We start from the raw sequence: 24,701 nt of genomic DNA, 5'->3' as shown, positions 1-24,701 counted from the left end.
GCGCCCCATCTCCTCGTGCAAGCAGCCCCGAGGATGGGGCGACAGGAGTGCTCATGCGACTCGACAAACTCACCACGACATTTCAGGAAGCGCTGACGGAAGGCCAGAGTCTGGCCGTGACGCGCGACAACCCCTACATCGAACCGGCCCACATCCTGCTGGCCATGTTGCGCCAGGACGATGGCCCGCGTGCCCTGCTGGAGCGCGCTGGCGTGAAGGTGCCTGCCCTGGCCACCGCCCTGGAAAAGCAGATCGACAAGCTGCCCCAGGTGCAGGGGGCCGATCAGGTGCAGGCCGGGCGGGACACCGTCAGCCTGCTGCAAGGTGCCGAGAAGGAAGCCCACAAGCAGGGCGACCCCTACATCGCCAGCGAGATGTTCCTGCTGGCACTCAGCGATCACAAGGGGGAGACCGGCGAGCTGGCCCGTGACCATGGCCTGACCCGCAAATCCCTGGAAGCCGCCATCAAGTCCGTCCGTGGAGATCAGAAAGTGGACAACCCGGAAGCCGAAGGCCAGCGTGAGGCCCTCAAGAAATACACCCTGGACCTGACCGAGCGCGCCCGTGCCGGCAAGCTGGACCCCGTGATCGGCCGCGACGAAGAGATCCGCCGTGCCATCCAGGTGCTGCAGCGCCGCTCCAAGAACAACCCGGTGCTGATCGGTGAGCCCGGCGTGGGCAAGACCGCCATCGTCGAGGGCCTGGCCCAGCGCATCGTGGCCGGTGAGGTGCCTGACTCGCTCAAGAACAAGCGCGTGCTGGTGCTGGACATGGCCCTGCTGCTGGCGGGCGCCAAGTACCGAGGCGATTTCGAGGAGCGCCTCAAGAACGTGCTCAAGGAAGTGGCCAAGGACGAGGGCCAGACCATCATGTTCATCGACGAGATCCACACCATGGTCGGTGCGGGCAAGGCCGATGGCGCGATGGATGCCGGCAACATGCTCAAGCCCGCCCTGGCGCGCGGCGAGCTGCATTGCATCGGTGCCACCACCCTGGACGAATACCGCAAGTACATCGAGAAGGACGCCGCCCTGGAGCGCCGCTTCCAGAAGATTCTCGTGGGTGAGCCCACGGTCGAGGCCACCATCGCCATCCTGCGTGGTCTGCAGGAGAAGTACGAAGTCCACCACGGCGTGGACATCACCGACCCGGCCATCGTGGCCGCCGCCGAGCTGTCCAATCGCTATATCACCGACCGCTTCCTGCCGGACAAGGCCATCGACCTGATCGACGAGGCCGCCGCCAAGATCAAGATCGAGCTGGATTCCAAGCCCGAGGTGATGGACCGCCTGGACCGTCGCATGATCCAGTTGCAGATCGAGCGCGAAGCGGTCAAGCGCGAGAAGGACGAAGCCTCGCAAAAGCGCCATGAACTGATCAACGAAGAGATCAGCAAGCTGCAAAAGGAAATCGCCGACCTGGACGAGATCTGGAAAGCCGAAAAGGCCCAGGCCCAGGGCAGCCAGAGCGTGCGGGAAGAGATCGACAAGCTGCGCCAGAAGATCGAGGAGCTGACCCGCAAGGGCGACTTCAACAAGGTGGCTGAACTCCAGTACGGCAAGCTGCCCGAGCTGGAAAAGCGCCTGAAAGAAGCCCAGGACAAGGAGAACGCCAAGGGCAAGGACGCGACCCGTCCGACCCTGCTGCGCACCCAGGTGGGCGCCGAAGAAATCGCCGAAGTGGTGGCGCGGGCCACCGGCATCCCTGTGTCCAAGCTGATGCAGGGCGAGCGCGACAAGCTGCTGGCCATGGAGGACAAGCTGCACGAGCGCGTGGTGGGACAGGAGGAAGCCATCGTGGCCGTCTCGGATGCCATTCGCCGCTCACGCGCCGGGCTGTCCGATCCCAATCGCCCTTATGGCTCTTTCCTCTTCCTGGGCCCCACCGGTGTGGGCAAGACCGAGCTGTGCAAGGCGCTGGCGGGCTTCCTGTTCGACAGCGAGGATCACCTGATCCGCATCGACATGAGCGAGTTCATGGAGAAGCACTCGGTAAGCCGTCTCATCGGTGCGCCTCCTGGCTATGTGGGCTATGAAGAGGGCGGCACCTTGACCGAGGCAGTGCGCCGCAAGCCCTACAGCGTGGTGCTGCTCGATGAGGTCGAGAAGGCCCACCCCGATGTGTTCAACGTGCTGCTGCAGGTGCTGGACGATGGCCGCCTGACCGACGGCCAGGGCCGCACTGTGGACTTCAAGAACACCGTCATCGTGATGACCTCCAATCTGGGTTCGCACCACATCATGCAGATGGCGGGGCAGCCCTCCGAGGACATCAAGGATGCCGTGTGGGTCGAGGTCAAGCAGCACTTCCGTCCCGAGTTCCTCAACCGCATCGACGAGGTGGTGGTGTTCCACGCCCTGGACATGGCCAACATCCAGTCCATCGCGAAGATTCAGCTCAAGGGCCTGGAGGGTCGTCTGGCGCAACTGGAGATGAAGCTCGATGTATCCAGCGAGGCCTTGATCGAACTGGCCAAGGTCGGCTTCGATCCGGTGTTTGGTGCGCGGCCTTTGAAGCGCGCCATCCAGCAGCGCATCGAGAACCCGGTGGCCAAGCTGATCCTGCAGGGCAAGTTCGGGCCCAAGGATGTGATCCCGGTCAAGGTGAACGACGCGGGCGAATTCGAGTTCGAGCGCGTGGTGCACTGAGTTCGGTCTGCGCCATTGGAGCCACACGGCCATTGGGTCGTGTGGCTTTTGTTCTTTTGGGATGGCGCAGGAATCAGTTGCACAGCCCCTCAAAGAGGGGGCGTGGCAACCCGGTGGCGCCTGTTATCTTTTGACACAATACGCGTACAAGGACATCTTGTTAACAACTTTCAGGGAGAAATAGCAATGCGTCTCATGCATTCGGCCGTCGTCATGGCCATCACGGTTTTGTCCATGCCTGTCGCTCAGGCCGCATCCCTGGCCTCGGCCAGCGTGTCGGGTCTGACCTTCACTTTGATCGATCTGGATCCGAACGACGGCATCACATCGTCGTTCAGTTTCATGAACACGGCTGGGTCCACAGCGTTCACCTTGAGTGCAAGCGACACCAGTCTCGCGGAGACGGAGAGCGCCTCCTCTTCACGTGCTGGCACCTTCAGTTTCACGCGTGATCAGTGGTTGTCTCTGACCAATACTTCTGTTCAAGGGGTCATCAACAGCGAAGAGCTGTCGGTCAGTGGTGCAGCCAATGGGCTTGGCACATCATTTTCTGGCTCTGCAACGACGGGGTCGTCCTCTCCTTACTATTACTACGATACCCCGAGGAACCTGTCTCTGTCGGCCAATTCCCTGCTGCTGATCGATGCCAACTATGATCTGGTCGCTGAGGCCAGCAATGCTCAGTCGTGTAGCGGTGGCTATTATTACTATTACCCATGTACTGCGTCTGAGTCGGCTACCGCCACCGTGAGTTCTTCCCTGAGCTACAACTATTCGACGGGCTACATCAGTGCGTCTTACAACGGGACGGAGTCACGGTCTCTGCAGTCCCTTGCCACGGGGGCTTACACAAGCTACACGTACAGCTACGACCCGTATGGCTACTACTACAACCCGATCTACACCCAGGTTCCAGCCGCTGAACAGTTCAAGCAGGAGTCGGGTACCTTGCGCAGTGTGTTCAGCAATTCCAGCGACATGACGCAGTCCGCATCGTTTTATCTCTCCGCATCGGTCACGGGACAAGCCATGACCGCTGCTGTGCCCGAGCCCTCCACCTACGCATTGATGCTGCTGGGTCTGGGCGGTATCGGCTGGGTGGTCTCGCGCCAGCGTCGCCAGGCCTGAGCCGCTCAGAGGCCTTGACCTTGACGTCTCAAGCCCGCGGCGTCAGTGCAGCATCAGCAATCCAGTTGCCATGAAATCCCATGGGGATGCGATCGGGCATCTCGACAATTGCCTGGGCCTCTCGCGTCAGGTCCTGCGCATCCAGCACATGCAATTCGCCGTGCTGGGTGCGCAGGTTGTAGACCAAACCCATCAGCCAGCCTTCGTCCTCGGCCGCTTCGGCTGATTTGGGCACGAACACAAACTCACCGGGCTTGCGATCGGCGCCGAAGCGGTGCTCCGTGGTGCCCCCTTGCTGCAGGTCGTGCTTGAGCAGGGACTGGCCCCCCAGCGCGTCGGCGCTGAACTCCACGGCATAGGCGTAGCGATAGCTTTGCCCCACCCGGCGCTCGTCCAGCCGCGGGAACTCCTGGGCTCGCGTGCAGATCACTTGGCGCTCCACACGATGGCCCTGCGCGGGCAGGGTCCAGCGCTCGAAACGGGCCTGCGTGTCCGCCTCAGGCCCCACGCGAGAGCGATCGAACATGCGCTCGTGCACCACCACATCCATGACCACGCCGCCATCGGGCAGGTCATAGGCATTGCAGGTGTGGAAGACAAAGCAGGGATCGACCTCGTACCAGCGGATGTCCTCACTGTCGCCCTCGCGCGGCAGCACGCCCACACGTGCCGGATGCCGATCATTCCAGATGTAGGGAAAGCCGCTGCGCTTGACCAACTCCCACCACGAGAAGGTCACGGGCAGGTCCAGCACCATGACCTTGCTGCGGGTGATGGCGCAGTCATGGATCATCGGGCCATGCTGAACATGGATGCGCACCACCTTGTCGATTTCGCCATCGGTTCCCACGCGCACATAAAACACCTGTCGATGCTGGATGGCGTCGTAGCACACCGCATGCAGATCACCCGAGATCGGGTCGAGGTGAGGGTGCGCCGAGAAGGGCAGTGACAGGGTGAAGCCTGGCAGTCCATGCTTGACCGAGTTGAGTTCGGCGTCCAGTTGTACGGGCATGGGCCCTGCCTCGACGGAGGCCCAGATGCGCCCCGCGTGCGCAAACACATTGGTGTTGACCGTGTCGAACACACCCCGCGTATCACCCGGCAGCTTGGGGCGCTGCAGGTTCTTTTGAACGCTCTTGCTGCCGATCCAGCGGTTTCGATACCACCGGGCCTGCCCGCCCTCCAGTCGCACCCCATGGACCATGCCATCGCCGGTGAACCAGTGGTACTTCTGGGGCTTGGCAGGTGGCTTGATCGGGTTGGGGCCGATGCGGGCGTAGATCCCGTGGAGCTCTGGCGGCAGTTGGCCGTGCACGGTCAGGGAGGTGTCGGTGCGCTCCTGGGCCACTGGAGCAAATGGGCCCTGCAGGAAGGGGTTGGTCACGGTCTCGGCGGAGGCTTTGGCCAAGGGCGGGGCAGCGTCGACATGCAGGCTTTTGCTCATGATCTACCTCAAATGTGTGCGTTGTGAACATTCGCATTCAACGACAAAATGTGTACGATGTCAACATGTCTCATCTGCCACATGACCCCACGGGCGGCGATCGGTCGCGCGGCTACCACCACGGCAACCTCAAGGTCAGCTTGATCGAGGCCGGACTGGAGGCCCTGACCCATGTCGAGGCAGATGATCTGAGCTTGCGCCAGTTGGCCAAGGAGGTGGGCGTGTCTGCCAATGCGGCCTATCGCCATTTCGAGGACAAGGACGCCTTGCTCAGCGCGATGGCCGCCGAGGGGTTTCGGCGCTTTGCCCGTGCGCAGCACGATGCCGTGGCACAGGAGCCCCAGGCCGAAGGTCGGCTGAAGGCTGCGGGCCGGGCCTATGTGGCGTTCGCACAGGCGCATCCGGCGCTCTACCGGCTGATGTTCCAACGCCTGTCTTGCGTGGCCACCGATCCCGATCTGGCCCAGAGTGCCATCGGTGCCATGACGGTGTTGCTGGAGGCGACGTCCAGCACGCTGCACGCGCCGGCCCATGATGAGCGCGTGCGGGTGGCGGCGGCGGCCTGCTGGAGCTTGGTGCATGGTCTGAGTGCCCTGTCTCAGGGCGGGCAACTGGCGGTCTTTGGTTTGCCCATGAACGAGCTGATCGATCGGGTGCTGGCCATGCCCAGCTTATTGAGCCAGGTTCAGCCAGTCCAGGGCTGATCAGCGCGGCTGACCCGCAAGGGCGATTTCAACCAGGTGGCCGAGCTGCAGTACGGCAAGCTGCCCGAGCTGGAACAGCGCCTGAATCGTGGATGGCTGAGTTCCGCGGGGGGCAGGCGGCTCGCATTCGATCCGGCATGGCTCCAAATGCCACTGGCGTGGCGCATTGGGTCAATGACCATGGGGGGGCGTCTTGATCATCATGGCAGCACCACTCAGGTGGTGAACAGTCTCGGCGGCATCTGTTGCGGACGCAGGCCCCGAGTTTTTTTGTCAATCAATATTCTCATCAGGAGTTTCCATGCGCACTTTTACCAAGGCCCTGGCCGCAGCCGCTCTGACCGTTGCTTCCATGTCGTCCTTCGCCGCCGCCGTGAACTGGACCGGTACGCTCTCGGGTATCAAGGTTCAGTACCAGCCCTCTTTCGATGACGCGGTCTCTCCAGCCATCATGCTCATCGCCCCGAATGGAACGACGTTCACCACGGTGTCGGGTGGCAGTTGCCTGGCCAACAGCCTGCGCCTGTTCAACGGTACTGTTGCAGAGGCGACTGCCTTGCATGACGCTTTGCTGGCCGCCAAGGCTGTGAACGGTAGCGTGACCATCACGTACGAGAACGGCAATTCGAGCTGCCAAATCCAGTCCTGGACCCGCAACTGATCTTGCTGAGGGACGCCACGGCGCATGTTCGCCGTGATGCGTTCTGATGTCTGTACCTCGATCACGCCATGTGATCGAGGTTTTTGCGTTGTGCGCAGTGAGCCGACGCGCATCAAACCTTGTCGAGATCCTTGGCGCTTTCGCGGATGGTCATCGGCGTCAGGCCTGTCCAGCGGCGCACGGCACGGTGGAAGGCGCTGGGCTCGGAATAGCCGGCTTCAGCAGCAATCTCAGCCACCGGGCGCTGGGTGGATCGCAATTGCGCGAGCGCCAGCTCTCTCCTGACCTCAGCCACCGACTCCCGGAATGTCCGGTTCATCCCCGTCAGCCTGCGTTGCACCTGTCTTGCGTTGAGCGGGGTGCCAGATGCGTCCACGATGGTGTGGCGCCGAGACAGCGCGCGCATGGTCGGGCTTTCGCCGTCTTGCAGCATCTGTTGGATGGCGCGCTTGAGTTGCACGACAAACGCCTCGTCCGCGTTGAACAGAGCCTGCCACTGACGGCGGGCGGCGCCCTGCATCATCAGGTGGATCTCCCGGCTGCCCTGTGGGTTTGGGCTATGTAGGGGAGAAGCAGGTAGCCATTCCTTGTATACAGATGCGCCGAAGCGCACTGGCGCGCCCATGAAGCTTTGCAGCGCTTGCGTGTCAGTCGGGGCTTCGCAGGGTAATTCGATCAAGTGGGGGGTCAGGTGCTGACCGCAGGCGCTGCGCAAGAGGTTGATCCGGCATGCAGCCAGGAAGGACCAGAACGGATAGTCTGTTGGCAGTTTGCCCATACTGGTCTGCGTTACCAGTATCTTTGCTCCCTGGATCTCATGGGTGACACCCCATTCGGTTGTCACCAGCCACTGAAGCGATTCGACCAGGCGCAGCGCGTCGATGCCTTTCGGCGCGGTCATCATCGCGAAGCCCAGTGCGCCCATGTGAGAGGGCATCATCGCGATACCTGAGCGCAGCCCTACCTGCGCGTCGCCCAGTAAGCGCGCGGCTTCATTCAGGCCAGCGCTCAGCCGCATGGCGCGGACACGACGCCCCGTTTGTTGGGTGCCCGATCCACCCGCGCAGCCCATGGCCGTCATCACAGAAGTGGCGTCCTCCCCCCGCGTCAGTACATGCTGCTGCACGGCGTGGGCGAAAGACCAGCAAAAGCCTGCGTGATCGACGGTGCCGGCGACCTTCCTCTTCATGACATTCGTCCTTGAATTGCATGGATCGCTTCTGCGAGCGTTGTTCGAGCGTTTTGTTAATCGAATCGGCAGAATTATTGCCATGTGCTGGCAGTTTTTTTGCATTCAAGTTGTAAAAAAATGTCGTGCAATATCAGGCGTCTTTGTGCAGGCAGGTACTGTCAAGCGCCTATGGTGTCCGGCGTGATGAGGAGGTGTGGCGCAGATGGGCCACCGCATGCCAGGTGCCACTTTGCCTTGCACCGTGGTCGTGAAGGCTTCAAAGGTGTGCAGACCTTCGGGGAAGTCGGGTGCTGCCACCCACGGGCAGGATGAAAAAGTCCTCTGGCGACAGCCCTTGGGTCTGCCGCGCCAGGGCCAGCGCCCGGGGCGGCTCATCCAGCGCCTCATCGGTCAGCTGAAACGTGCCCCAGTGCACCGCCAGTGCGCGCTTGCAGCCCAGATCCTTGTAGATCTGCACGGCTTCTTCGGGGTTGACATGCTGGTCTTTCATGAACCAGCGTGGCTCATAGGCGCCGATGGGCAGCAGGGCGAGGTCGAAGCCGCCGCCCTTGTCCGGCGTGTGGGCCAACGCGAAATGCTGGCGGATGTCGGTGAAGTCCTTCGAGTAGGCCGTGTCGCCCGCGAAGAAGAGGTGGCAATCCGGCGACAGCACCGCGAAGCCGCCCCACAGGCTGCGCAGCGCATCGGTGGCGGTGCGGGCTGACCAATGCTGGGCTGGGGTCAGGGTGATGGGGATGCGGGCCGAGCGCTCGGTGGCGGGCAGGACATGGCTGTCCCACCAGTCCAGCTCGATCACGTGGTGGATGCCGCGGCGGGCAAACCAGTGCTTGTGCCCCAGGGGCGTGATAAACAGCGGCGGGCCGCCTGCCTGACGGGCCAGCGTCAGCAAGGAGGCCTCGTCCATGTGGTCATAGTGGTTGTGCGAGAGCAGCACCACGTCGATGCGGGGCAACTGCGCCAGCGTCATGCCAGGCGGGGTCTGCCGCTGCGGGCCGGCCCACTGCACCGGAAAGCACCGCTCAGAAAACACCGGGTCGGTGAGGAAGTTCAGCCCGCCCATCTGCATCAGCACTGTGATGTGCCCGATCCAGGTGGCTGCAGGCTCCATGTGCAGGCCCGCCTGAGCGTTGCGGTGGATGAAGTCCAGATCGGGGGCCACGATCGGCAGCGGTGTTTTCAGCGGTCTGGGGTGACCGGCCCGCCAGGCCTGCCAGCGCCAGCGCAGGATTTCGTGCCAGCGCTTGCCCCGAAAGGACATGTAGTTGTTCTGGAAGCCATCGGGGCGATGATGCTTCTTGCTGGGATTGAAGTAGGGGTTCTTCATGCGGACACATCATGCAAGAAAAAGCCCCGAGAGGCAGGGGCCTGTCGGGGCTGGGAGGGCTGTCGAAGGGGTTGATCAAGCCACCGACACCGGGATCTTGCCGATCTTGGCCTGCCAGGTCTTGGGCCCTTCGATGTGGGCCGAGGTGCCGCCGCTGTCCACGGCCACCGTCACGGGCATGTCGACCACGTCGAACTCGTAGATGGCTTCCATGCCCAGGTCTTCAAAGCCCACCACCTTGGCAGCCTTGATGGCCTTGGACACGAGGTAGGCCGAGCCGCCCACGGCCATCAGGTAGGCCGACTTGTGCTTCTTGATGGCCTCGATGGCGGCGGGGCCGCGTTCGGCCTTGCCCACCATGCTGATCAGGCCCGTCTGGGCCAGCATCATCTCGGTGAACTTGTCCATGCGGGTGGCGGTGGTGGGGCCGGCGGGGCCGACCACCTCATCGCGCACAGGGTCCACTGGGCCCACGTAGTAGATGACGCGGTTGGTGAAGTCCACGGGCAGTTTCTCGCCCTTGGCCAGCATGTCCTGAATGCGCTTGTGGGCGGCATCGCGGCCGGTCAGCATCTTGCCATTGAGCAGCAGGGTCTGGCCGGGTGTCCAACTGGCCACTTCTTCCTTGGTCAAGGTGTTGAGGTCGACGCGCTTGGACTTGTTGTAGTCCGGCGCCCAGTGCACGTTGGGCCACAGGTCCAGGCTGGGCGGGTCCAGGTAGACCGGGCCGGAGCCGTCCATCACGAAGTGGGCATGGCGGGTGGCCGCGCAGTTCGGGATCATGGCAATGGGTTTGGACGCCGCGTGCGTGGGGTAGGTCTTGATCTTGACGTCCAGCACGGTGGTCAGGCCACCCAGGCCCTGTGCGCCGATGCCCAGGGCATTGACCTTCTCATAGAGTTCGATGCGCAGCTCTTCGAGCTTGTTCTGAGGGCCGCGCTCCAGCAATTCATACATGTCGATGTCGTCCATCAACGATTCCTTGGCCAGCAAGGCGGCTTTCTCGGCCGTGCCTCCCACGCCGATGCCCAGCATGCCCGGAGGGCACCAGCCCGCACCCATGGTCGGCACGGTCTTGAGCACCCAGTCCACGATGTTGTCGGACGGGTTGAGCATGTAGACCTTGGACTTGTTCTCGGAGCCACCGCCCTTGGCGGCCACGGTCACATCGACCTTGTCACCGGGCACCAGCTCCATGAAGACCACGGCAGGTGTGTTGTCCTTGGTGTTCTTGCGCTCGAAGATGGGGTCGGACAGCACCGAGGCGCGCAGCTTGTTGTCCGGGTTGTTGTAGCCCTGGCGCACGCCTTCGTCGACGGCGTCCTGGATGCTGCGGTTGCCAAAGCCTTCCCACTTCACGCCCATCCCGATCTTCAGGAAGACGTTGACGATGCCGGTGTCCTGGCAGATGGGGCGATGTCCTTCAGCGCACATGCGGCTGTTGGTCAGGATCTGGGCGATCGCGTCCTTGGCGGCCGGTGATTCCTCACGCTCGTAAGCGCGGGCCAGGTGGGCGATGTAGTCGGCCGGGTGGTAATAGCTGATGTACTGCAGGGCAGCAGCGACGGATTCGACGAGATCGTCGTGGCGGATGGTCGTCATGGCTGGACAGGGGTTGGTTGTGAGGCCTGAGAGTTGCACGAGGTAGCGCGCAGCCCTCAAGTGTAGTCAACCCTGGCACTCCGTGTGCCTGTTCTCTGCACCGCAGCGCAGATATGTCTTTTGGGACAGCACTGACCGTAAATCGCAGTTTCACGGGCGTGAGTCGTGAACTAGTGGGATTTCGACGGGCAGTTGCACAGGCACGGTTCAGCGCGGCCAAGCACAATGGAGCTTCGCCATTTTCATCGTTTGCATCGTTGGTGGAGCCCAGGTAGTGAGTACGCTGCAGTCGGACGTCAATCCGCACTATCTCGACAATGTGATGACGGTTGCGGATGACCGAGAGGTTCAGGCCACCGAGGACATCTACGCCGAAAACGGCATGAAGCTGATTGCCAAGGGCAAGCAGATCAACCGCGAGATGCGCGATCGCCTGTTGCATCGCAAGCTGCGCAAACCCCTCGAAGACTGTATGGAAGTGGCCAGTGGCGTCACGGGCGATCAATGCGCGCGTGTGGCCGAGGAGGTCCTTGCTCAACACGAGTGTCTGAGGGAGCTGTGTGCGGTCCCCCGTTTCAACCCGGTGAAGCTGCTGGCCGAATCATCGTTCAAGGGGCGGCTGCAGAGCCTGCTGACCATCTATGCCGAGCATCGTCCCCAAAAATTGCACCATGCTGTGGGCGTGACCTTGTTGAGCATGGGCTTGGCGCAGCGTGTCCAGCCCTCGGTGATGGATGCGACGCAGGTGTTGATCACCGCAGGTCTGTGCCATGACGTGGGCGAGCTCTACATCAACCCCGAGTATCTCGCCCCCCGCGTGCGTCTGGATCCGCAGCAGTGGCGCCATATCGCCGCCCATCCCGTGGTGGCTCATCGTCTGCTGCAGGATCTCCCGGGGCCTTGTCGCCAGGCCAGTGTCATGGTGCTGGAGCATCACGAGCGGTTGGACGGCTTTGGCTACCCCCATGGCAAGCGCGGCCCCGATCTGGGGATCGGCAGCCAGATCTTGGCCGTGTCGGAAATGCTGGCCGGCCTGCTGCAGACCGGTTTGGCACCGCTGGTGCGGGCCGATGTGGCTGTCAAGCTGATCCCGGGGGAGTTCAACCGTGCCGTGATCGATGTGGTGAGCCAGGTCAGCCACGAGTGCCTCAAGCGCTCCCCGCAAGACACTACTTTCAACCCGGAAGATGCGCTGCAGAAAGCTGCCCGGCTGGCGACTCACCTCAATGTGATGGATCAGCTGCAGCACGAGTTTGCCGATGAGTTCGGGCGTGCCAGCGCGGCTTTCCGGCATCTGATGGCCGATGCCATCGAGCGCTTTGAGCGCATTCGCAGGGCCTGGTCCAGCACCGGGCTGGATGCCCATCCCCCCCACATGCTGCCCCAACTGGAGTGGTCGCACGAGTTGGGGCCGGGGGTGGAGGTCGCCATGATCATGCGAGAGATCGTCTGGCGTTTGCGCGAACTGGAGCGCGAGCTGCGCATCCGGGTGCAAAGCGCGGCACCCGCGGACCTGCCGGTGCTGGACGCCTTTACTGCGCGGCTCGACATTCTCACGAACGAGCCGCAGGCAGCGGCCCCCGCGGCGGCAGACGCCCTGGCCTGATCAGTGGGCGTCGCCACCCGCAGGGGCGGCAGGGTGAAGCAGGCGATCCGTCATGGCGATGGCCAGCGCGGACAGCAGGAACACCACGTGGATCACGGTCTGTGCAATCAGCACCTTGTCCGTGTAGTTTTCCGCATTGATGAAGGTCTTGAGCAGGTGGATCGACGAGATCCCGATGATGGCCGTGGCCAGCTTGACCTTGAGCACGGAGGCGTTCACATGACTGAGCCACTCCGGCTGATCGGGGTGCCCTTCCAGGTTCATGCGTGAGACGAAGGTCTCGTAGCCGCCCACGATGACCATGATCAGCAGGTTGGAAATCATGACCACATCGATCAGCCCCAGCACGACCAGCATGATGGTGGTTTCGGTGAGGTGGCCCGGAGGTGTGGCGGATTTCTGACCCGTGGCCTCAAAAATCGCGGCCAGGGCCTGCTGGTTGCCAAAAGCCGCTTCGATCAGGTGGACGAGCTCGACCCAGAAGTGGTAAACATAAACCGCTTGAGCCAGAATCAAGCCGATATAGAGCGGCAGTTGCAGCCAGCGGCTGGCAAAAATGAGGGAGGGCAGGGCGCCCAGTTTGGCAGGTGCTTGGGACATGTGTCAGATTGGGACAGGGATACTACTAGGCACAAATTCTACAGACCCAGGCAATGTGCGGACCTGACAGGGCCTTTGCACAAGACGCTGGTTCTGCCTGGAATCCATGATGCGCCAAAAGCGCGACACAAAACGGAGTTATCGAGATGACCGGATCAACTCAGACTGACACGCCCAAGCAGGCCACACTGGTCCCTGTCCCCCCCGAATTTGCCAAACACGCGCACATCGGCAGTCGGGCGGCCTATGACGAACAATGCGCACGAGCGCAGGCGGACTACGCTGGCTACTGGGCAGATCATGCCCGCCAGTTGCTGAGCTGGAAGCAGCCCTTCACCAAGACGCTGGACGACAGCGATGCGCCGTTCTACCGCTGGTTCGAGGATGGCACGCTCAATGCCTCCTACAACTGCCTGGACCGCCATGTCGAGGCCGGTCTGGGAGACAAGGTCGCCATCATCTTCGAGTCCGATGACGGTGTCGTGACCCACGTCACTTACCGTGAGTTGCTGGCCCGTGTGGGCCAACTGGCCAATGCCCTCAAGGCGCAAGGCGTCCAGAAGGGCGATCGCGTCGTCATCTATCTGCCCATGTCGGTCGAAGGCGTCGTGGCCATGCAGGCCTGCGCACGCATCGGGGCCACCCATTCGGTCGTGTTCGGTGGATTTTCGGCCCAGAGCTTGCGTGACCGCGTCGAGGACGCTGGCGCCGTCCTGATCATCACCGCCGATGAGCAGCAGCGTGGCGGCAAGAGCCTGCCCCTCAAGGCCATCGTCGATGAAGCGATCGCCCTGGGTGGGTGCGACAGCATCCGACGGGTCATCGTCTTCCGTCGCACCGGTGGCAAGGTGGCCTTCGACCCTCAGCGTGATGTGTGGATGCATGAGGTCATGGCCGCGCAGCCCACCGCCTGTGAGCCAGAGTGGGTGAGTGCCGAGCATCCCTTGTTCCTGCTTTACACCTCGGGGTCGACCGGCAAGCCCAAGGGCGTGCAGCACTGCACGGGTGGCTACCTGCTCCATGCGGCGCTGACCACCCAGTGGACCTTCGATCTCAAACCCGATGATGTGTTCTGGTGCACGGCCGACATCGGCTGGGTCACCGGCCACACCTATGTGACCTATGGGCCGCTGGCAGTCGGTGGCACACAGGTGGTCTTCGAAGGGGTGCCCACCTACCCGGATGCGGCACGCTTCTGGCGCATGATCCAGGCGCACAAGGTCACCATCTTCTACACGGCACCCACGGCCATCCGCGCCCTGATCAAGGCGGCAGAGACCACGGCCGAGGTGCATCCGCGCAACTTCGATCTGAGCAGTCTGCGCCTGCTGGGCACGGTGGGCGAGCCCATCAACCCCGCTGCGTGGGACTGGTATCACCGTGAAATCGGTGGCGGCCGCTGCCCCATCGTCGACACCTTCTGGCAGACCGAAACTGGCGGCCACATGATCACGCCACTGCCTGGCGCCCATGCGCTGACGCCGGGCTCATGCACCTTGCCTTTCCCGGGCATCGATGCGGCCGTGGTCGACGAGACCGGCAAGGAAGTGCCTTGGGGACAAGGTGGCTTGCTGGTCGTGCGCAAGCCCTGGCCGTCGATGATCCGTACCATCTGGGGTGACCCTGAGCGTTTCAAGAAGAGCTACTACCCGGCCGATTTCGGTGGCGAGTACTACCTGGCCGGCGACGGTGCCATCCGTGACGCTGACACGGGCTACTTCACGATCACCGGTCGCATCGATGATGTGCTCAATGTGTCGGGTCACCGCATGGGCACGATGGAGATTGAATCGGCCCTGGTGTCTCATCCGCTGGTGGCTGAAGCCGCCGTGGTGGGGCGCCCGGACGATCTCACGGGCGAGGCCATCTGTGCCTTCGTGGTGCTCAAGCGTCCTCGCCCATCGGGTGATGAGGCCAGGCAACTGGCCACCGAATTGCGCAACCATGTGGCGCACGAGATCGGCCCCATTGCCAAGCCCAAGGACATCCGGTTTGGCGACAACCTGCCCAAGACCCGCTCGGGCAAGATCATGCGCCGTTTGCTGCGTGTGATTGCCAAGGGGGATGCGGTCACGCAGGACACCAGCACCCTGGAGAACCCGGCGATCCTGGATCAATTGGCCGAGCCCAACTGATCCGCAGGCAGGGCTTCTGGCCCTGGGGGTGGGTGCAGCCCACCTCCGGGTTTTCCAGCACCGTACAGCACTTGTTTTTGAGGGGATTGCACACCCCATGGGGTTATTTTTGCCAAAAGCACCCCAATATCAGCATTCACCCTCATTAACAAGTACTCACACCCCCCTTAAATTGGGGGTAAGAAGGTCACAAGCCTTCACTTTGTAACGACGAGGAGCATCCAACATGGCTAATGCAGCAGCAGCGAATGCGCCCATGACGGCGGAGGAGAAGAAAGTCATCTTCGCCTCCAGTCTGGGCACCGTGTTCGAGTGGTACGACTTTTATCTGTACGGCTCCTTGGCAGCCATCATCGCCAAGCAATTCTTTGCGGGCCTGGATCCGACATCCGCCTTCATTTTCGCGCTGCTGGCTTTTGCGGCCGGCTTCATCGTGCGCCCCTTCGGTGCGCTGGTGTTCGGTCGCCTGGGCGACATGATCGGGCGCAAATACACCTTCCTGGTCACCATCCTGATCATGGGTGCGTCGACCTTCGTGGTCGGTATCCTGCCCAACTACGCGGCCATCGGGGCTGCAGCACCCATCATCCTGATCATTCTGCGCATGCTGCAAGGCCTGGCGCTGGGCGGTGAGTATGGCGGTGCCGCCACCTATGTGGCCGAACATGCGCCTCACGGCAAGCGGGGGGCCTACACGGCCTGGATTCAGACCACGGCCACGCTGGGTCTGTTCCTGTCGCTGCTGGTGATCCTGGGCACCCGCACCCTGGTGGGCGAGGATGCCTTTGCCGAATGGGGCTGGCGTGTGCCCTTCATCCTGTCGGTGCTGCTGCTGGCCATCAGCGTCTGGATCCGGATGAGCATGAACGAGAGCCCGGCCTTCAAGAAGATGAAGGCTGAAGGCAAGACCTCCAAGGCCCCGCTGTCTGAGTCCTTCGGTCAGTGGAAGAACCTCAAGATCGTGATCCTGGCGCTGGTCGGCCTGGTCGCCGGTCAGGCCGTGGTCTGGTACACCGGTCAGTTCTATGCCCTGTTCTTCCTGACGCAGGCCTTGAAGGTCGATGGTGCCACCGCCAACATCCTGGTGGCCATCTCGCTGCTGATCGGCACGCCCTTCTTCGTCGTGTTCGGCACCCTGTCCGACAAGATCGGCCGCAAGCCCATCATCCTGGCGGGCTGCCTGATCGCGGCCTTGACCTACTTCCCGCTGTTCAAGGCACTGACCAATGCAGCCAACCCTGCCCTGGCTGCAGCACAAGCCTCGGCACCTGTGACCTTGACGGCCGACCCCAAGGAGTGTTCCTTCCAGTTCAACCCCACGGGCACGGCCAAGTTCACCAGTTCGTGCGACGTGGCCAAGCAGTTCCTGGCAGCCAACTCGGTCAACTACGAGAACGTGGACGGTGCAGCCGGTGAGAACGCCGTGATCAAGGTGGGTGACACCGTGATTCCCAGCTACTCGCCCACCAAGGTGACGGATGCGGATGTGCCCGCGGCCAAGGAAGCCGCAGTCAAGGCCAAGGACGGTGCTGCCGCCAAGCTGGAGACCCTCAAGGCCTCGGCAGCGGACGCGGACAAGATCAAGGCGGCCGAGAAGGACCTCAAGGATGCGGGTGCTGCATTGGCCGCCTTCGACAAGGACCCCAAGGCAGCGGCGACCAAGGTCATCGAAGGCCAGTTCAAGAAGGCTGTCAGTGGTGCACTCAAGACGGCGGGTTATCCTCCCAAGGCGGATCCTGCCAAGGTCAACAAGCCGGTGATCATCGCGATCCTCACGGTGCTGGTGATCTATGTGACCATGGTGTACGGCCCCATCGCCGCGATGCTGGTCGAAATGTTCCCGACCCGGATCCGCTACACCTCGATGAGCCTGCCCTACCACATCGGCAACGGCTGGTTCGGTGGTTTGCTGCCCACCACCGCCTTTGCCATCGTGGCGCAGACGGGGAACATCTACAACGGTCTGTGGTATCCGATCATCGTGGCCATGATCACCTTCGTGGTGGGCCTGTTGTTCGTGCGTGAAACCAAGGACGTCGACATCTACGCCGACGACTGAGGTGAGAGGCGGGCTGTGGCCCGCCACGAACAAAAAAGCCCCGCTATCTGAGCGGGGCTTTTTCATGAGAGGGTGTGATCCGTGATGCTTACTTGAGCGACAGGATCCACTTGACCAGTTGCTTGGCCTCGGCTTCGCTCACGCGGTCCTTGTTGGCAGGCATGGCCATGCCACCCCAGTTCGGCTTCTTGGGGTCCGAACCCTTGAGCACGGTCTGCACCAGCTTCGCTTCGGCCGTCTTGTCGGCGGCGTAGCGCTTGGCGACTTCCTTGTAGGCTGGGCCGACGACCTTGTTGTCGACGCTGTGGCAGGCCATGCAGGCCTTCTTGGTGGCCAGATCAAGGCTTGCCAGCGCAGGCGTCGCGGCGGTGATGGCCAGGGCAGCCAGGGCCATGGAAGGCAGGAATTTCATCTTGGGGGTCCTTTCGTCTTACGTTGTGGGCACTCTAAGGGTATTGTTATAACGTTTATCCCCGCTTTGTCGGTTGACGCGAATGTTTGAATTGAACTGCATCAATATTGTTCAGGAGTTGCCATGTGGTTTGTCGTGATCGGCGTGGTCATGCTCGTCATGAACGTGACCGGCTTCGGCCCTGTGGGGGCCTGGACCTGGAAGGACCACTGGTGGGCGCTTCTGGCACCTTTTGGCGCGGCGGTGCTCTGGTGGCTCTGGGCAGATACCACTGGCTGGACGCAGCGAAAGGCCATGGAAAAGGTCGACGCCAAGCGTCAGTCCCGCCGCGACAAGCAGCTCGATGCGCTGGGCCTGCATGGACGCAAGAAGCGCTGAGGCGTCCTGAGCTGACCTGCTGCGCCCTTCAGGTGGTCGAAGCGCGGCATCTGGCGCCTTGAATCCGTGCAAGTTCATCGTACAAAGACGGGCTGATCAGGCGCGACACGGTGTTGGCGACCATCGTGCAGGCCATCAGACTGAGCACCAGGGTGTGTCCTTCGATCATCTCCATCACGATGATGAAGGAGGTGATGGGCGCGCGCGTCACCGCTGCGAGGAATCCCGCCATGCCCAAGGCGATCAGGGCCGTGGCGCCTGGATGTCCCGTCCATTGGGCGATGTGGTTGCCCAGCCCGGCCCCGATGGCCAGCGCAGGGGCAAAGACGCCACCGGGCACGCCGCTCCATGCAGACAGCCAGGTGGCGGCCATGCGCAGCACGACATACAGCTCCGAGGTCTGGTCCTCTCCTTCCAGCAGTGATCGCGTGGTCTGGTAGCCGGAGCCAAAAGTGTCGCCCTGGCTGACCAGGCCGATCAGGGCCACCGCCAAGCCACAGCCGCCCGCAAAGCGCACGGGGTGCTGTTGGCGCCAAAGGCTGAACCGGTCGGTGCCCAGCCCGCCCATGGACTGCACCAGCAGACGGGCGAACAGGCCCCCCAGTGCGCCCGATGCGAGCGTGACCGCCAGACCCGGCCACCACAAGTCCCAGGTCACATGATCGATGTGGATGCGTCCGAAATAGGCCCCATTGCCATGGATGGAGACGGCGATCAGGCCCGCCAGCACGATGGCGGCGATCAGCAACCCACTGGTGCGCTCCTCAGGTTGGCGGGCCAGTTGTTCAATGGCGAACATCACGCCACCCAGGGGCGTGTTGAAGGCCGCGGCGACGCCGGCCGCGCCTCCGGCCGCCATCAGACCGTGTTCGTTGATGCGGGTGCGCTCTGGCAACCAGCGGCGAGCATGATGCAGCACGCCCGCAGCGATCTGAACGGACGGTCCCTCCCGACCAGAGGACAGCCCTGCCAGCAGGCCGCCAGTGGTCAGAATCAGCTTGGCCAGAGACAGGCGCAGGGACACGAACAAGTGGCGCTGTTCGCGGGGCGTGCGCGAGTCCAGTGCGGCCAACACCTGGGGGATGCCTGAACCCGCCGCACCCTCAAACCAGCGGCGGGTGATCCAGACGATGCCTGCGGTCAAGGCAGGGGTCCAGATCAGGGGCCACCACCATGACCCCTGGCGGGTATCGCGGAACAGGCCCAGGGCGAGCTCACTCAGCCAGGTGAATCCCGCCACACTCAGCCCGGCCAGTGCCGCAAAGCCAAGGACCACCAATCGGGCCACCCAGCGGCGCCAATCCGACAATTCGCGGCCGAGATTCGAGGTCAAATCGTCGTGTGATTCACTCATGGTGCTGTCGGTGTTCCATCATTGAAGGCACAATGCGAAAACCATGCCGCCGCCACCCGAAGCCGCTCAAGTCCTGCGCCAGTTCCGCATCGTGTTCAACGCGGTCAAGACGCATTTCCAGCAGGTCGAGCGCAAGGTGGGCATTGGCGGCTCGCAGGTCTGGGCATTGAGCCTGGTGGCCAGGCATCCCGGCATGGGCGTCGGGGCCCTGGCTCAGGCCATGGACATCCACCAATCCACGGCGAGCAATCTGGTCAAGGCACTGACTCAGCGAGGGCTGATCGACACCGATCGAGATGATCGAGATCGCCGAGCCGTGAGGTTGCATCTGACCCCGGAAGGACACGCAGTGCTGGATCAGGCACCAGCACCCTGGGCAGGGGTGTTGCCCGATGCCTTGGCGCAACTCGATGGCGATACCTTGCGCCGCCTGGATCACGATCTGGCCCAACTGATCCAGCTGTTGGCGCTGGAGTCTGCCCACGATGCAGCCAAGACGCCACTGGCTGACATGTGAACGGGCTGGCGATGGCTGCGCCTGGGCTGTGTAAAGCGCCGTAAAGTGGCAGCAAGATACATTTGGTCAAATATACAATCAGGCCACTGGTATAGAGCGAACCTTGCCAGCCTCAGAGTGGAACTTCACAGGCCCCGCTAGCGCGGGGCCTTTTTTTGCCCCGCGGATCCGCCCTGTTGCGGGTGATGCCAAGCGCAATGGGTTCGGTGGCAGGAGTAGGCAGGGGATAAAATCGGCATCCCTTGACCGAAGACAGTCTCCCGGAGCCCCTTTATGCCCCAGTACCGTTCCCGCACTTCCACCGCCGGCCGCAACATGGCGGGTGCTCGCGCCTTGTGGCGTGCCACTGGCATGAAGGACGGCGACTTCGAGAAGCCGATCATCGCGATCGCCAACAGCGTCACCCAGTTCGTGCCCGGCCACGTGCACCTCAAGGACCTGGGGCAACTGGTAGCCCGTGAAATCGAGGCAGCGGGTGGTGTGGCCAAGGAATTCAACACCATTGCCGTGGACGACGGCATCGCCATGGGGCATGGCGGCATGCTCTATTCGCTGCCCTCGCGCGATCTGATCGCTGACAGCGTCGAGTACATGGTCAATGCCCATACTGCCGATGCGCTGGTGTGCATCTCCAATTGCGACAAGATCACCCCGGGCATGCTGATGGCCGCTTTGCGCCTGAACATCCCCGTGATCTTCGTGTCGGGTGGCCCGATGGAAGCCGGCAAGGTCAAGATCGAAGGCAAGGTCATCGCCCTGGATCTGGTTGACGCCATGGTCAAGGCCGCCGACAAAAACTGCTCCGATGAGGAGGTCGCCTCGGTCGAGCGTTCGGCCTGTCCGACCTGTGGTTCCTGCTCCGGCATGTTCACAGCCAACTCCATGAACTGCCTGACCGAAGCGCTGGGCCTGTCCCTGCCTGGTAATGGCACCACGCTGGCCACCCACGCCGATCGCGAAAAGCTCTTCCGCCAGGCCGGCCGCAGCATCGTGGCCCTGGCCAAGCGCTACTACGAGCAGGATGACGAGTCGGCCCTGCCGCGCAACATCGCCAACTTCAAGGCCTTCGAGAACGCTGTCAGCCTGGACGTGGCCATGGGCGGCTCCACCAACACCGTGCTGCACCTGCTGGCTGCAGCCAAGGAGGCCGGCGTGGACTTCACCATGCAGGACATCGACCGCATCTCGCGCCGCGTCCCCTGCCTGAGCAAGGTGGCGCCGGCCGTGCCGGATGTGCACATCGAAGACGTGCACCGTGCGGGCGGCATCATGGCCATCCTGGGTGAACTCGCCCGTGGGGGACTGCTGCACACCGACGTGCCCACCGTGCACAGCCAGACCATGGGCGATGCGATTGCCCAGTGGGATGTGACCGTCTCCAAGGACGAGGCCGTGCACGAGTTCTTCAAGGCCGCACCCGGTGGTGTGCCCACGCAGGTGGCCTTCTCCCAGGACAGCCGCTGGAAGGCGCTGGACCTGGACCGCGCCAAGGGCGTGATCCGCAGCAAGGAGCACGCCTTCACGGCCGATGGCGGCCTGGCCGTGCTCTATGGCAACATCGCTGAAAAGGGCTGCATCGTCAAGACAGCCGGCGTGGACGAGTCCATCTGGAAGTTCACCGGCAAGGCCCGTGTCTTCGAGAGCCAGGAAGACGCCGTGGACGGCATCCTGGGCGAGGTGGTGCAGGCCGGTGATGTGGTGATCATCCGCTATGAAGGCCCCAAGGGTGGTCCTGGCATGCAGGAAATGCTCTATCCCACCTCCTACCTCAAGAGCCGGGGGCTGGGCAAGGAATGCGCCTTGTTGACCGACGGTCGCTTCTCGGGGGGCACGTCGGGCCTGTCGATCGGTCACGCCTCGCCAGAGGCCGCTTGTGGTGGTGCCATTGCACTGGTCGAAGATGGCGACACCATCGAGATCGACATTCCCAATCGCAAGATCCATCTGGCGGTCAGCCCGGAGACGCTGGCGGCCCGCCGCGAGGCCATGGAAGAGCGCGGCACCCATGCCTGGAAGCCCGTCAAGCGCGAGCGTTATGTGTCTGCAGCCTTGCAGGCCTATGCGCTGCTGACCACCTCGGCCGACACGGGCGCGGTGCGAGACATCTCGCAGATCAAGCGTTGATGTGACCCTCGCGGGCCATCGATGACACAAGGGGCCCGGCAAGGGCCCCTTGGTGTTTCAGGATCAGGCCAGGGACTCAATCACCTCGCGCATGGTGCTGAAGATCTGGTCGATCTGCTGCTCCTGGATGATCAGCGGTGGCGAGATGGCGATGTTGTCACCTGCGGCCCTGACCAGCACGCCCTTTTCAAAGGCCCCCAGGAAGGCTTCGAAACCACGACGTCCTACCGGCGCACCCGGGCGCGGCGCGAACTCGATCGCAGCCACCAGGCCTGTGTTGCGGATGTCGATCACATGGGGCAGGCCCTTGAGCGCGTGTGCGGCCTCCTGCATCTTCGCTTCCATGCGGGCGCCACGCGTGAGCAGGTTTTCTTCGGCATAGGTGTCCAGCGTGGCCAGGGCGGCGGCGCAGGCCATGGGGTGGCTGGAATAGGTGTAGCCGTGGAAGAGTTCGATTCCGGGGCCGGACTTCTCCATGAAGGTATCGTGGATCTCCTGTTTGGTGAACACCACCCCCATGGGGATGCAGCCATTGGTCACGCCCTTGGCCGCCGTGATCATGTCGGGTGTCACCCCATAGTGCTGCGCCGCAAAGGGTGAGCCCAGACGGCCGAAGCCGGTGATGACTTCGTCGAAGATCAGCAAGATTCCATGCTTGTCGCAGATCTCGCGCAGGCGTTGCAGATAACCCTTGGGGGGCAGCAGCACGCCGGTCGAGCCGGCCATGGGCTCGACGATGACCGCCGCGATGGTGGACGGATCATGCAGCGTCACCAGGCGCTCCAGGTCTTCGGCCAGCTCCACCCCGTGCTCCGGCTGACCCTTGCTGAAGGCATTGCGCGTCAGGTCATGCGTGTGGCGCAGATGGTCCACCCCCGCCACGCTGGCACCGAACATCTTGCGGTTGGGCCCCATGCCGCCCAGGGCGGTGCCGGCAAAGTTCACGCCGTGGTAGCCACGTTCACGGCCGATCAGTCGGGTGCGTTGTGCCTCGCCGCGCATGCGGTGATAGGCCAGGGCGATCTTGAGTGCCGTCTCGACCGACTCCGAGCCGGAGTTGGTATAGAAAACGCGGTTCAGTCCGGGCGGTGTCAGCTCGATCAGGCGCTCGGCCAGTTCGAAGGCCAGGGGGTGGGCCATCTGGAAGGGCGGCGCGAAGTCCAGCGTGGCAGCCTGCCGTGCGATGGCCTCGACGATGCGCGGGCGGGCGTGGCCGGCATTCACGCACCACAGGCCGGCGGTGCCATCGAGCACCTCGCGTCCCTCGGGTGTCCAGTAATGCATGCCTTCGGCCCTGGCCAGCAGGCGTGGCGATTGTTTGAAGTCCCGGTTGGCCGTGAAGGGCATCCAGAACGCATCCATGCGGGGAGCCATAGTGTGTCCTCTAGTCCGTGTGGTGAATTCGTGATGACCACACCTTACCGCAGGACGTTGACAAGGCGATCTTGTCGGGCTTGGGGCTAACCCGGGTCTGCGTGGGCCTCAAGGGGGCTCCCCCTGTTTGAAGGTTTGAGTCTTATATAAGACATAAGTCTTGGCGCGCGGCACGAAAGTCGCTAGAATCTAGGGTTTTCTTGTACCTCCCCACCAACCCCTCGGAGATCGTCATGACGAAACTCACCCGTGAACAGCAAATCGCTGCCCTGGAAAAAGACTGGGCCGAAAACCCCCGCTGGAAGCTTGTCAAGCGTGGCTACAGCGCCGCTGATGTCGTGCGTCTGCGCGGCAGCCTGCAGCCTGAGTACACCCTGGCCAAGAACGGCGCTGAAAAGCTGTGGGAAAAGGTCAACGGCGGTGCCAAGAAGGGCTACGTGAACGCTTTCGGCGCCATCACCGCCGGTCAAGCCATGCAACAGGCCAAGGCTGGCCTGGAAGCCGTGTACCTGTCGGGCTGGCAAGTGGCCGCCGACGGCAACACGTCGGAAACCATGTACCCCGACCAGTCGCTGTACGCCTACGACTCCGTCCCCACGATGGTTCGTCGCATCAACAACACGTTCAAGCGTGCTGACGAAATCCAATGGTCGCGTGGCATCAACCCCGGCGACGAAGGTTTCGTGGACTACTTCCTGCCCATCGTCGCTGACGCTGAAGCCGGTTTCGGTGGCGTTCTGAACGCTTTCGAACTGATGAAGAACATGATCGCCGCCGGTGCTGCTGGCGTTCACTTCGAAGACCAGCTGGCTGCTGTCAAGAAGTGCGGTCACATGGGCGGCAAGGTGCTGGTTCCCACTCGTGAAGCCATCGAGAAGCTGATCGCTGCTCGTTTCGCTGCCGACGTGATGGGCGTGCCCACCATCGTTCTGGCTCGTACCGATGCTGAAGCAGCCAACCTGCTGACCAGCGACTACGACGAAAACGACAAGCCTTTCCTGACCGGCGAGCGCACCCAAGAAGGCTTCTACCGCGTCAAGAACGGCCTGGAGCAATCCATCAGCCGTGGCGTTGCCTACGCTCCCTACGCCGACCTGGTGTGGTGTGAAACCGGCGTGCCTGACATCGGCTTCGCTCGTGAATTCGCTCAAGCCGTTCACGCTGCCTGCCCCGGCAAGCTGCTGTCGTACAACTGCTCGCCTTCCTTCAACTGGAAGAAGAACCTCAACGACGCGCAGATCGCTTCCTTCCAGGAAGAGCTGTCGGCTCTGGGCTACAAGTACCAGTTCATCACGCTGGCTGGTATCCACATCAACTGGTTCAACACCTTCCAGTTCGCCCACGCTTACGCTCGCGGCGAAGGCATGAAGCACTACACCAACATGGTGCAAGAGCCCGAATTCGCAGCTCGCGAAAAGGGTTACACCTTCGTGTCG

Annotated in this window: 19 protein-coding genes; 11 read left to right on the top strand and 8 right to left on the bottom strand. The window is 62.6% G+C overall.

Features of this window, described 5'->3' with window-relative positions:
• The first annotated feature begins 53 nt into the window (after positions 1-53).
• Both clpB and VFW84_RS16875 read left to right on the top strand, forming a co-directional pair.
• Complete coding sequence (clpB, locus tag VFW84_RS16880) at positions 54-2,648, top strand: ATP-dependent chaperone ClpB (RefSeq protein ID WP_329681638.1); 2,595 nt, start codon at positions 54-56, stop codon at positions 2,646-2,648.
• A gap of 186 nt (positions 2,649-2,834) precedes the next feature.
• Complete coding sequence (locus VFW84_RS16875) at positions 2,835-3,776, top strand: PEP-CTERM sorting domain-containing protein (RefSeq protein WP_329681637.1); 942 nt, start codon at positions 2,835-2,837, stop codon at positions 3,774-3,776.
• 28 nt (positions 3,777-3,804) lie between these two features.
• Here the strand turns inward: VFW84_RS16875 and VFW84_RS16870 are convergent, their stop codons facing one another.
• Positions 3,805-5,223 (bottom strand): carotenoid oxygenase family protein, encoded by a 1,419-nt coding sequence (locus VFW84_RS16870; RefSeq protein ID WP_329681636.1) that lies wholly within the window; start codon positions 5,221-5,223, stop codon positions 3,805-3,807.
• A 65-nt stretch (positions 5,224-5,288) separates the two neighbouring features.
• Between VFW84_RS16870 and VFW84_RS16865 the strand changes: the two genes are divergently transcribed.
• Together VFW84_RS16865 and VFW84_RS16860 are read left to right on the top strand one after the other, a co-directional pair.
• Positions 5,289-5,927 carry a TetR/AcrR family transcriptional regulator gene (locus tag VFW84_RS16865; protein WP_329681635.1) on the top strand — a complete coding sequence of 213 codons (639 nt, stop codon included), beginning with the start codon at positions 5,289-5,291 and terminating at the stop codon, positions 5,925-5,927.
• A 301-nt stretch (positions 5,928-6,228) separates the two neighbouring features.
• Complete coding sequence (locus VFW84_RS16860) at positions 6,229-6,588, top strand: hypothetical protein (RefSeq protein ID WP_329681634.1); 360 nt, start codon at positions 6,229-6,231, stop codon at positions 6,586-6,588.
• 112 nt (positions 6,589-6,700) lie between these two features.
• On the opposite strand, the gene VFW84_RS16855 is transcribed toward VFW84_RS16860, so the two are convergent.
• The 3 genes from VFW84_RS16855 to VFW84_RS16845 all read right to left on the bottom strand — a co-directional run bounded on the left by VFW84_RS16855 (position 6,701) and on the right by VFW84_RS16845 (position 10,706).
• Positions 6,701-7,777 (bottom strand): AraC family transcriptional regulator, encoded by a 1,077-nt coding sequence (locus VFW84_RS16855; protein ID WP_329681633.1) that lies wholly within the window; start codon positions 7,775-7,777, stop codon positions 6,701-6,703.
• Between the two features lie 259 nt (positions 7,778-8,036).
• The gene (locus VFW84_RS16850; protein ID WP_329681632.1) at positions 8,037-9,104 is read right to left on the bottom strand and encodes an MBL fold metallo-hydrolase; all 1,068 of its coding nucleotides are present in this window, start codon (positions 9,102-9,104) and stop codon (positions 8,037-8,039) included.
• A gap of 75 nt (positions 9,105-9,179) precedes the next feature.
• A complete protein-coding gene (locus tag VFW84_RS16845; protein WP_329681631.1) occupies positions 9,180-10,706 on the bottom strand; it encodes a fumarate hydratase in 1,527 nt (508 codons plus the stop codon).
• A gap of 274 nt (positions 10,707-10,980) precedes the next feature.
• On the opposite strand from VFW84_RS16845, the gene VFW84_RS16840 reads away from it, so the two are divergent.
• Entirely contained in the window at positions 10,981-12,312 is a 1,332-nt protein-coding gene (locus VFW84_RS16840; protein WP_329681630.1) for an HD-GYP domain-containing protein, read from the top strand.
• Here VFW84_RS16840 and VFW84_RS16835 read toward each other — a convergent pair whose 3' ends face one another.
• Positions 12,313-12,912: a TIGR00645 family protein gene (locus VFW84_RS16835; protein ID WP_329681629.1), complete on the bottom strand. Its 600-nt coding sequence runs from the start codon at positions 12,910-12,912 to the stop codon at positions 12,313-12,315.
• A gap of 146 nt (positions 12,913-13,058) precedes the next feature.
• Between VFW84_RS16835 and acs the strand changes: the two genes are divergently transcribed.
• Both acs and VFW84_RS16825 read left to right on the top strand, forming a co-directional pair.
• Entirely contained in the window at positions 13,059-15,047 is a 1,989-nt protein-coding gene (gene acs / locus VFW84_RS16830) for an acetate--CoA ligase (protein WP_329681628.1), read from the top strand.
• 226 nt (positions 15,048-15,273) lie between these two features.
• Complete coding sequence (locus VFW84_RS16825) at positions 15,274-17,106, top strand: MFS transporter (RefSeq protein ID WP_329681627.1); 1,833 nt, start codon at positions 15,274-15,276, stop codon at positions 17,104-17,106.
• Between the two features lie 88 nt (positions 17,107-17,194).
• Here VFW84_RS16825 and VFW84_RS16820 read toward each other — a convergent pair whose 3' ends face one another.
• Positions 17,195-17,518, bottom strand: a complete 324-nt coding sequence (locus VFW84_RS16820; protein WP_329681626.1) for a c-type cytochrome — start codon at positions 17,516-17,518, stop codon at positions 17,195-17,197.
• A 123-nt stretch (positions 17,519-17,641) separates the two neighbouring features.
• On the opposite strand from VFW84_RS16820, the gene VFW84_RS16815 reads away from it, so the two are divergent.
• Positions 17,642-17,896 (top strand): TIGR04438 family Trp-rich protein, encoded by a 255-nt coding sequence (locus tag VFW84_RS16815; protein ID WP_329681625.1) that lies wholly within the window; start codon positions 17,642-17,644, stop codon positions 17,894-17,896.
• Between the two features lie 28 nt (positions 17,897-17,924).
• Here the strand turns inward: VFW84_RS16815 and VFW84_RS16810 are convergent, their stop codons facing one another.
• Positions 17,925-19,250, bottom strand: a complete 1,326-nt coding sequence (locus VFW84_RS16810; RefSeq protein ID WP_329681624.1) for a chloride channel protein — start codon at positions 19,248-19,250, stop codon at positions 17,925-17,927.
• Positions 19,251-19,293: 43 nt separating this feature from the next.
• On the opposite strand from VFW84_RS16810, the gene VFW84_RS16805 reads away from it, so the two are divergent.
• Together VFW84_RS16805 and ilvD are read left to right on the top strand one after the other, a co-directional pair.
• The gene (locus VFW84_RS16805) at positions 19,294-19,767 is read left to right on the top strand and encodes a MarR family winged helix-turn-helix transcriptional regulator (RefSeq protein WP_329681623.1); all 474 of its coding nucleotides are present in this window, start codon (positions 19,294-19,296) and stop codon (positions 19,765-19,767) included.
• 273 nt (positions 19,768-20,040) lie between these two features.
• Complete coding sequence (gene ilvD / locus VFW84_RS16800) at positions 20,041-21,891, top strand: dihydroxy-acid dehydratase (RefSeq protein WP_329681622.1); 1,851 nt, start codon at positions 20,041-20,043, stop codon at positions 21,889-21,891.
• A gap of 63 nt (positions 21,892-21,954) precedes the next feature.
• Here the strand turns inward: ilvD and VFW84_RS16795 are convergent, their stop codons facing one another.
• On the bottom strand, positions 21,955-23,265 hold the full coding sequence (locus VFW84_RS16795; protein WP_329681621.1) for an aspartate aminotransferase family protein: 1,311 nt from the start codon (positions 23,263-23,265) through the stop codon (positions 21,955-21,957).
• A gap of 233 nt (positions 23,266-23,498) precedes the next feature.
• Between VFW84_RS16795 and aceA the strand changes: the two genes are divergently transcribed.
• A partial coding sequence (gene aceA / locus VFW84_RS16790; RefSeq protein WP_329681620.1) for an isocitrate lyase occupies positions 23,499-24,701 on the top strand: 1,203 nt, incomplete at its 3' end.

The organism is Aquabacterium sp. (assembly GCF_036279655.1).
Lineage (GTDB): Bacteria > Pseudomonadota > Gammaproteobacteria > Burkholderiales > Burkholderiaceae_C > Aquabacterium.
Note: the sequence above shows the minus strand (reverse complement) of the source record. Positions and strands in the feature narration are given on the sequence as shown.

Excerpts from the sequence above, each read along its gene's own strand:
- clpB (WP_329681638.1), top strand. The coding sequence starts at position 54 with ATGCGACTCGACAAACTCACCACGACATTTCAGGAAGCGCTGACGGAA.
- VFW84_RS16875 (WP_329681637.1), top strand. The coding sequence starts at position 2,835 with ATGCGTCTCATGCATTCGGCCGTCGTCATGGCCATCACGGTTTTGTCC.
- VFW84_RS16870 (WP_329681636.1), bottom strand. The coding sequence starts at position 5,223 with ATGAGCAAAAGCCTGCATGTCGACGCTGCCCCGCCCTTGGCCAAAGCC.
- VFW84_RS16865 (WP_329681635.1), top strand. The coding sequence starts at position 5,289 with ATGTCTCATCTGCCACATGACCCCACGGGCGGCGATCGGTCGCGCGGC.
- VFW84_RS16860 (WP_329681634.1), top strand. The coding sequence starts at position 6,229 with ATGCGCACTTTTACCAAGGCCCTGGCCGCAGCCGCTCTGACCGTTGCT.
- VFW84_RS16855 (WP_329681633.1), bottom strand. The coding sequence starts at position 7,777 with ATGAAGAGGAAGGTCGCCGGCACCGTCGATCACGCAGGCTTTTGCTGG.
- VFW84_RS16850 (WP_329681632.1), bottom strand. The coding sequence starts at position 9,104 with ATGAAGAACCCCTACTTCAATCCCAGCAAGAAGCATCATCGCCCCGAT.
- VFW84_RS16845 (WP_329681631.1), bottom strand. The coding sequence starts at position 10,706 with ATGACGACCATCCGCCACGACGATCTCGTCGAATCCGTCGCTGCTGCC.
- VFW84_RS16835 (WP_329681629.1), bottom strand. The coding sequence starts at position 12,912 with ATGTCCCAAGCACCTGCCAAACTGGGCGCCCTGCCCTCCCTCATTTTT.
- acs (WP_329681628.1), top strand. The coding sequence starts at position 13,059 with ATGACCGGATCAACTCAGACTGACACGCCCAAGCAGGCCACACTGGTC.
- VFW84_RS16825 (WP_329681627.1), top strand. The coding sequence starts at position 15,274 with ATGGCTAATGCAGCAGCAGCGAATGCGCCCATGACGGCGGAGGAGAAG.
- VFW84_RS16820 (WP_329681626.1), bottom strand. The coding sequence starts at position 17,518 with ATGAAATTCCTGCCTTCCATGGCCCTGGCTGCCCTGGCCATCACCGCC.
- VFW84_RS16815 (WP_329681625.1), top strand. The coding sequence starts at position 17,642 with ATGTGGTTTGTCGTGATCGGCGTGGTCATGCTCGTCATGAACGTGACC.
- VFW84_RS16810 (WP_329681624.1), bottom strand. The coding sequence starts at position 19,250 with ATGAGTGAATCACACGACGATTTGACCTCGAATCTCGGCCGCGAATTG.
- VFW84_RS16805 (WP_329681623.1), top strand. The coding sequence starts at position 19,294 with ATGCCGCCGCCACCCGAAGCCGCTCAAGTCCTGCGCCAGTTCCGCATC.
- ilvD (WP_329681622.1), top strand. The coding sequence starts at position 20,041 with ATGCCCCAGTACCGTTCCCGCACTTCCACCGCCGGCCGCAACATGGCG.
- VFW84_RS16795 (WP_329681621.1), bottom strand. The coding sequence starts at position 23,265 with ATGGCTCCCCGCATGGATGCGTTCTGGATGCCCTTCACGGCCAACCGG.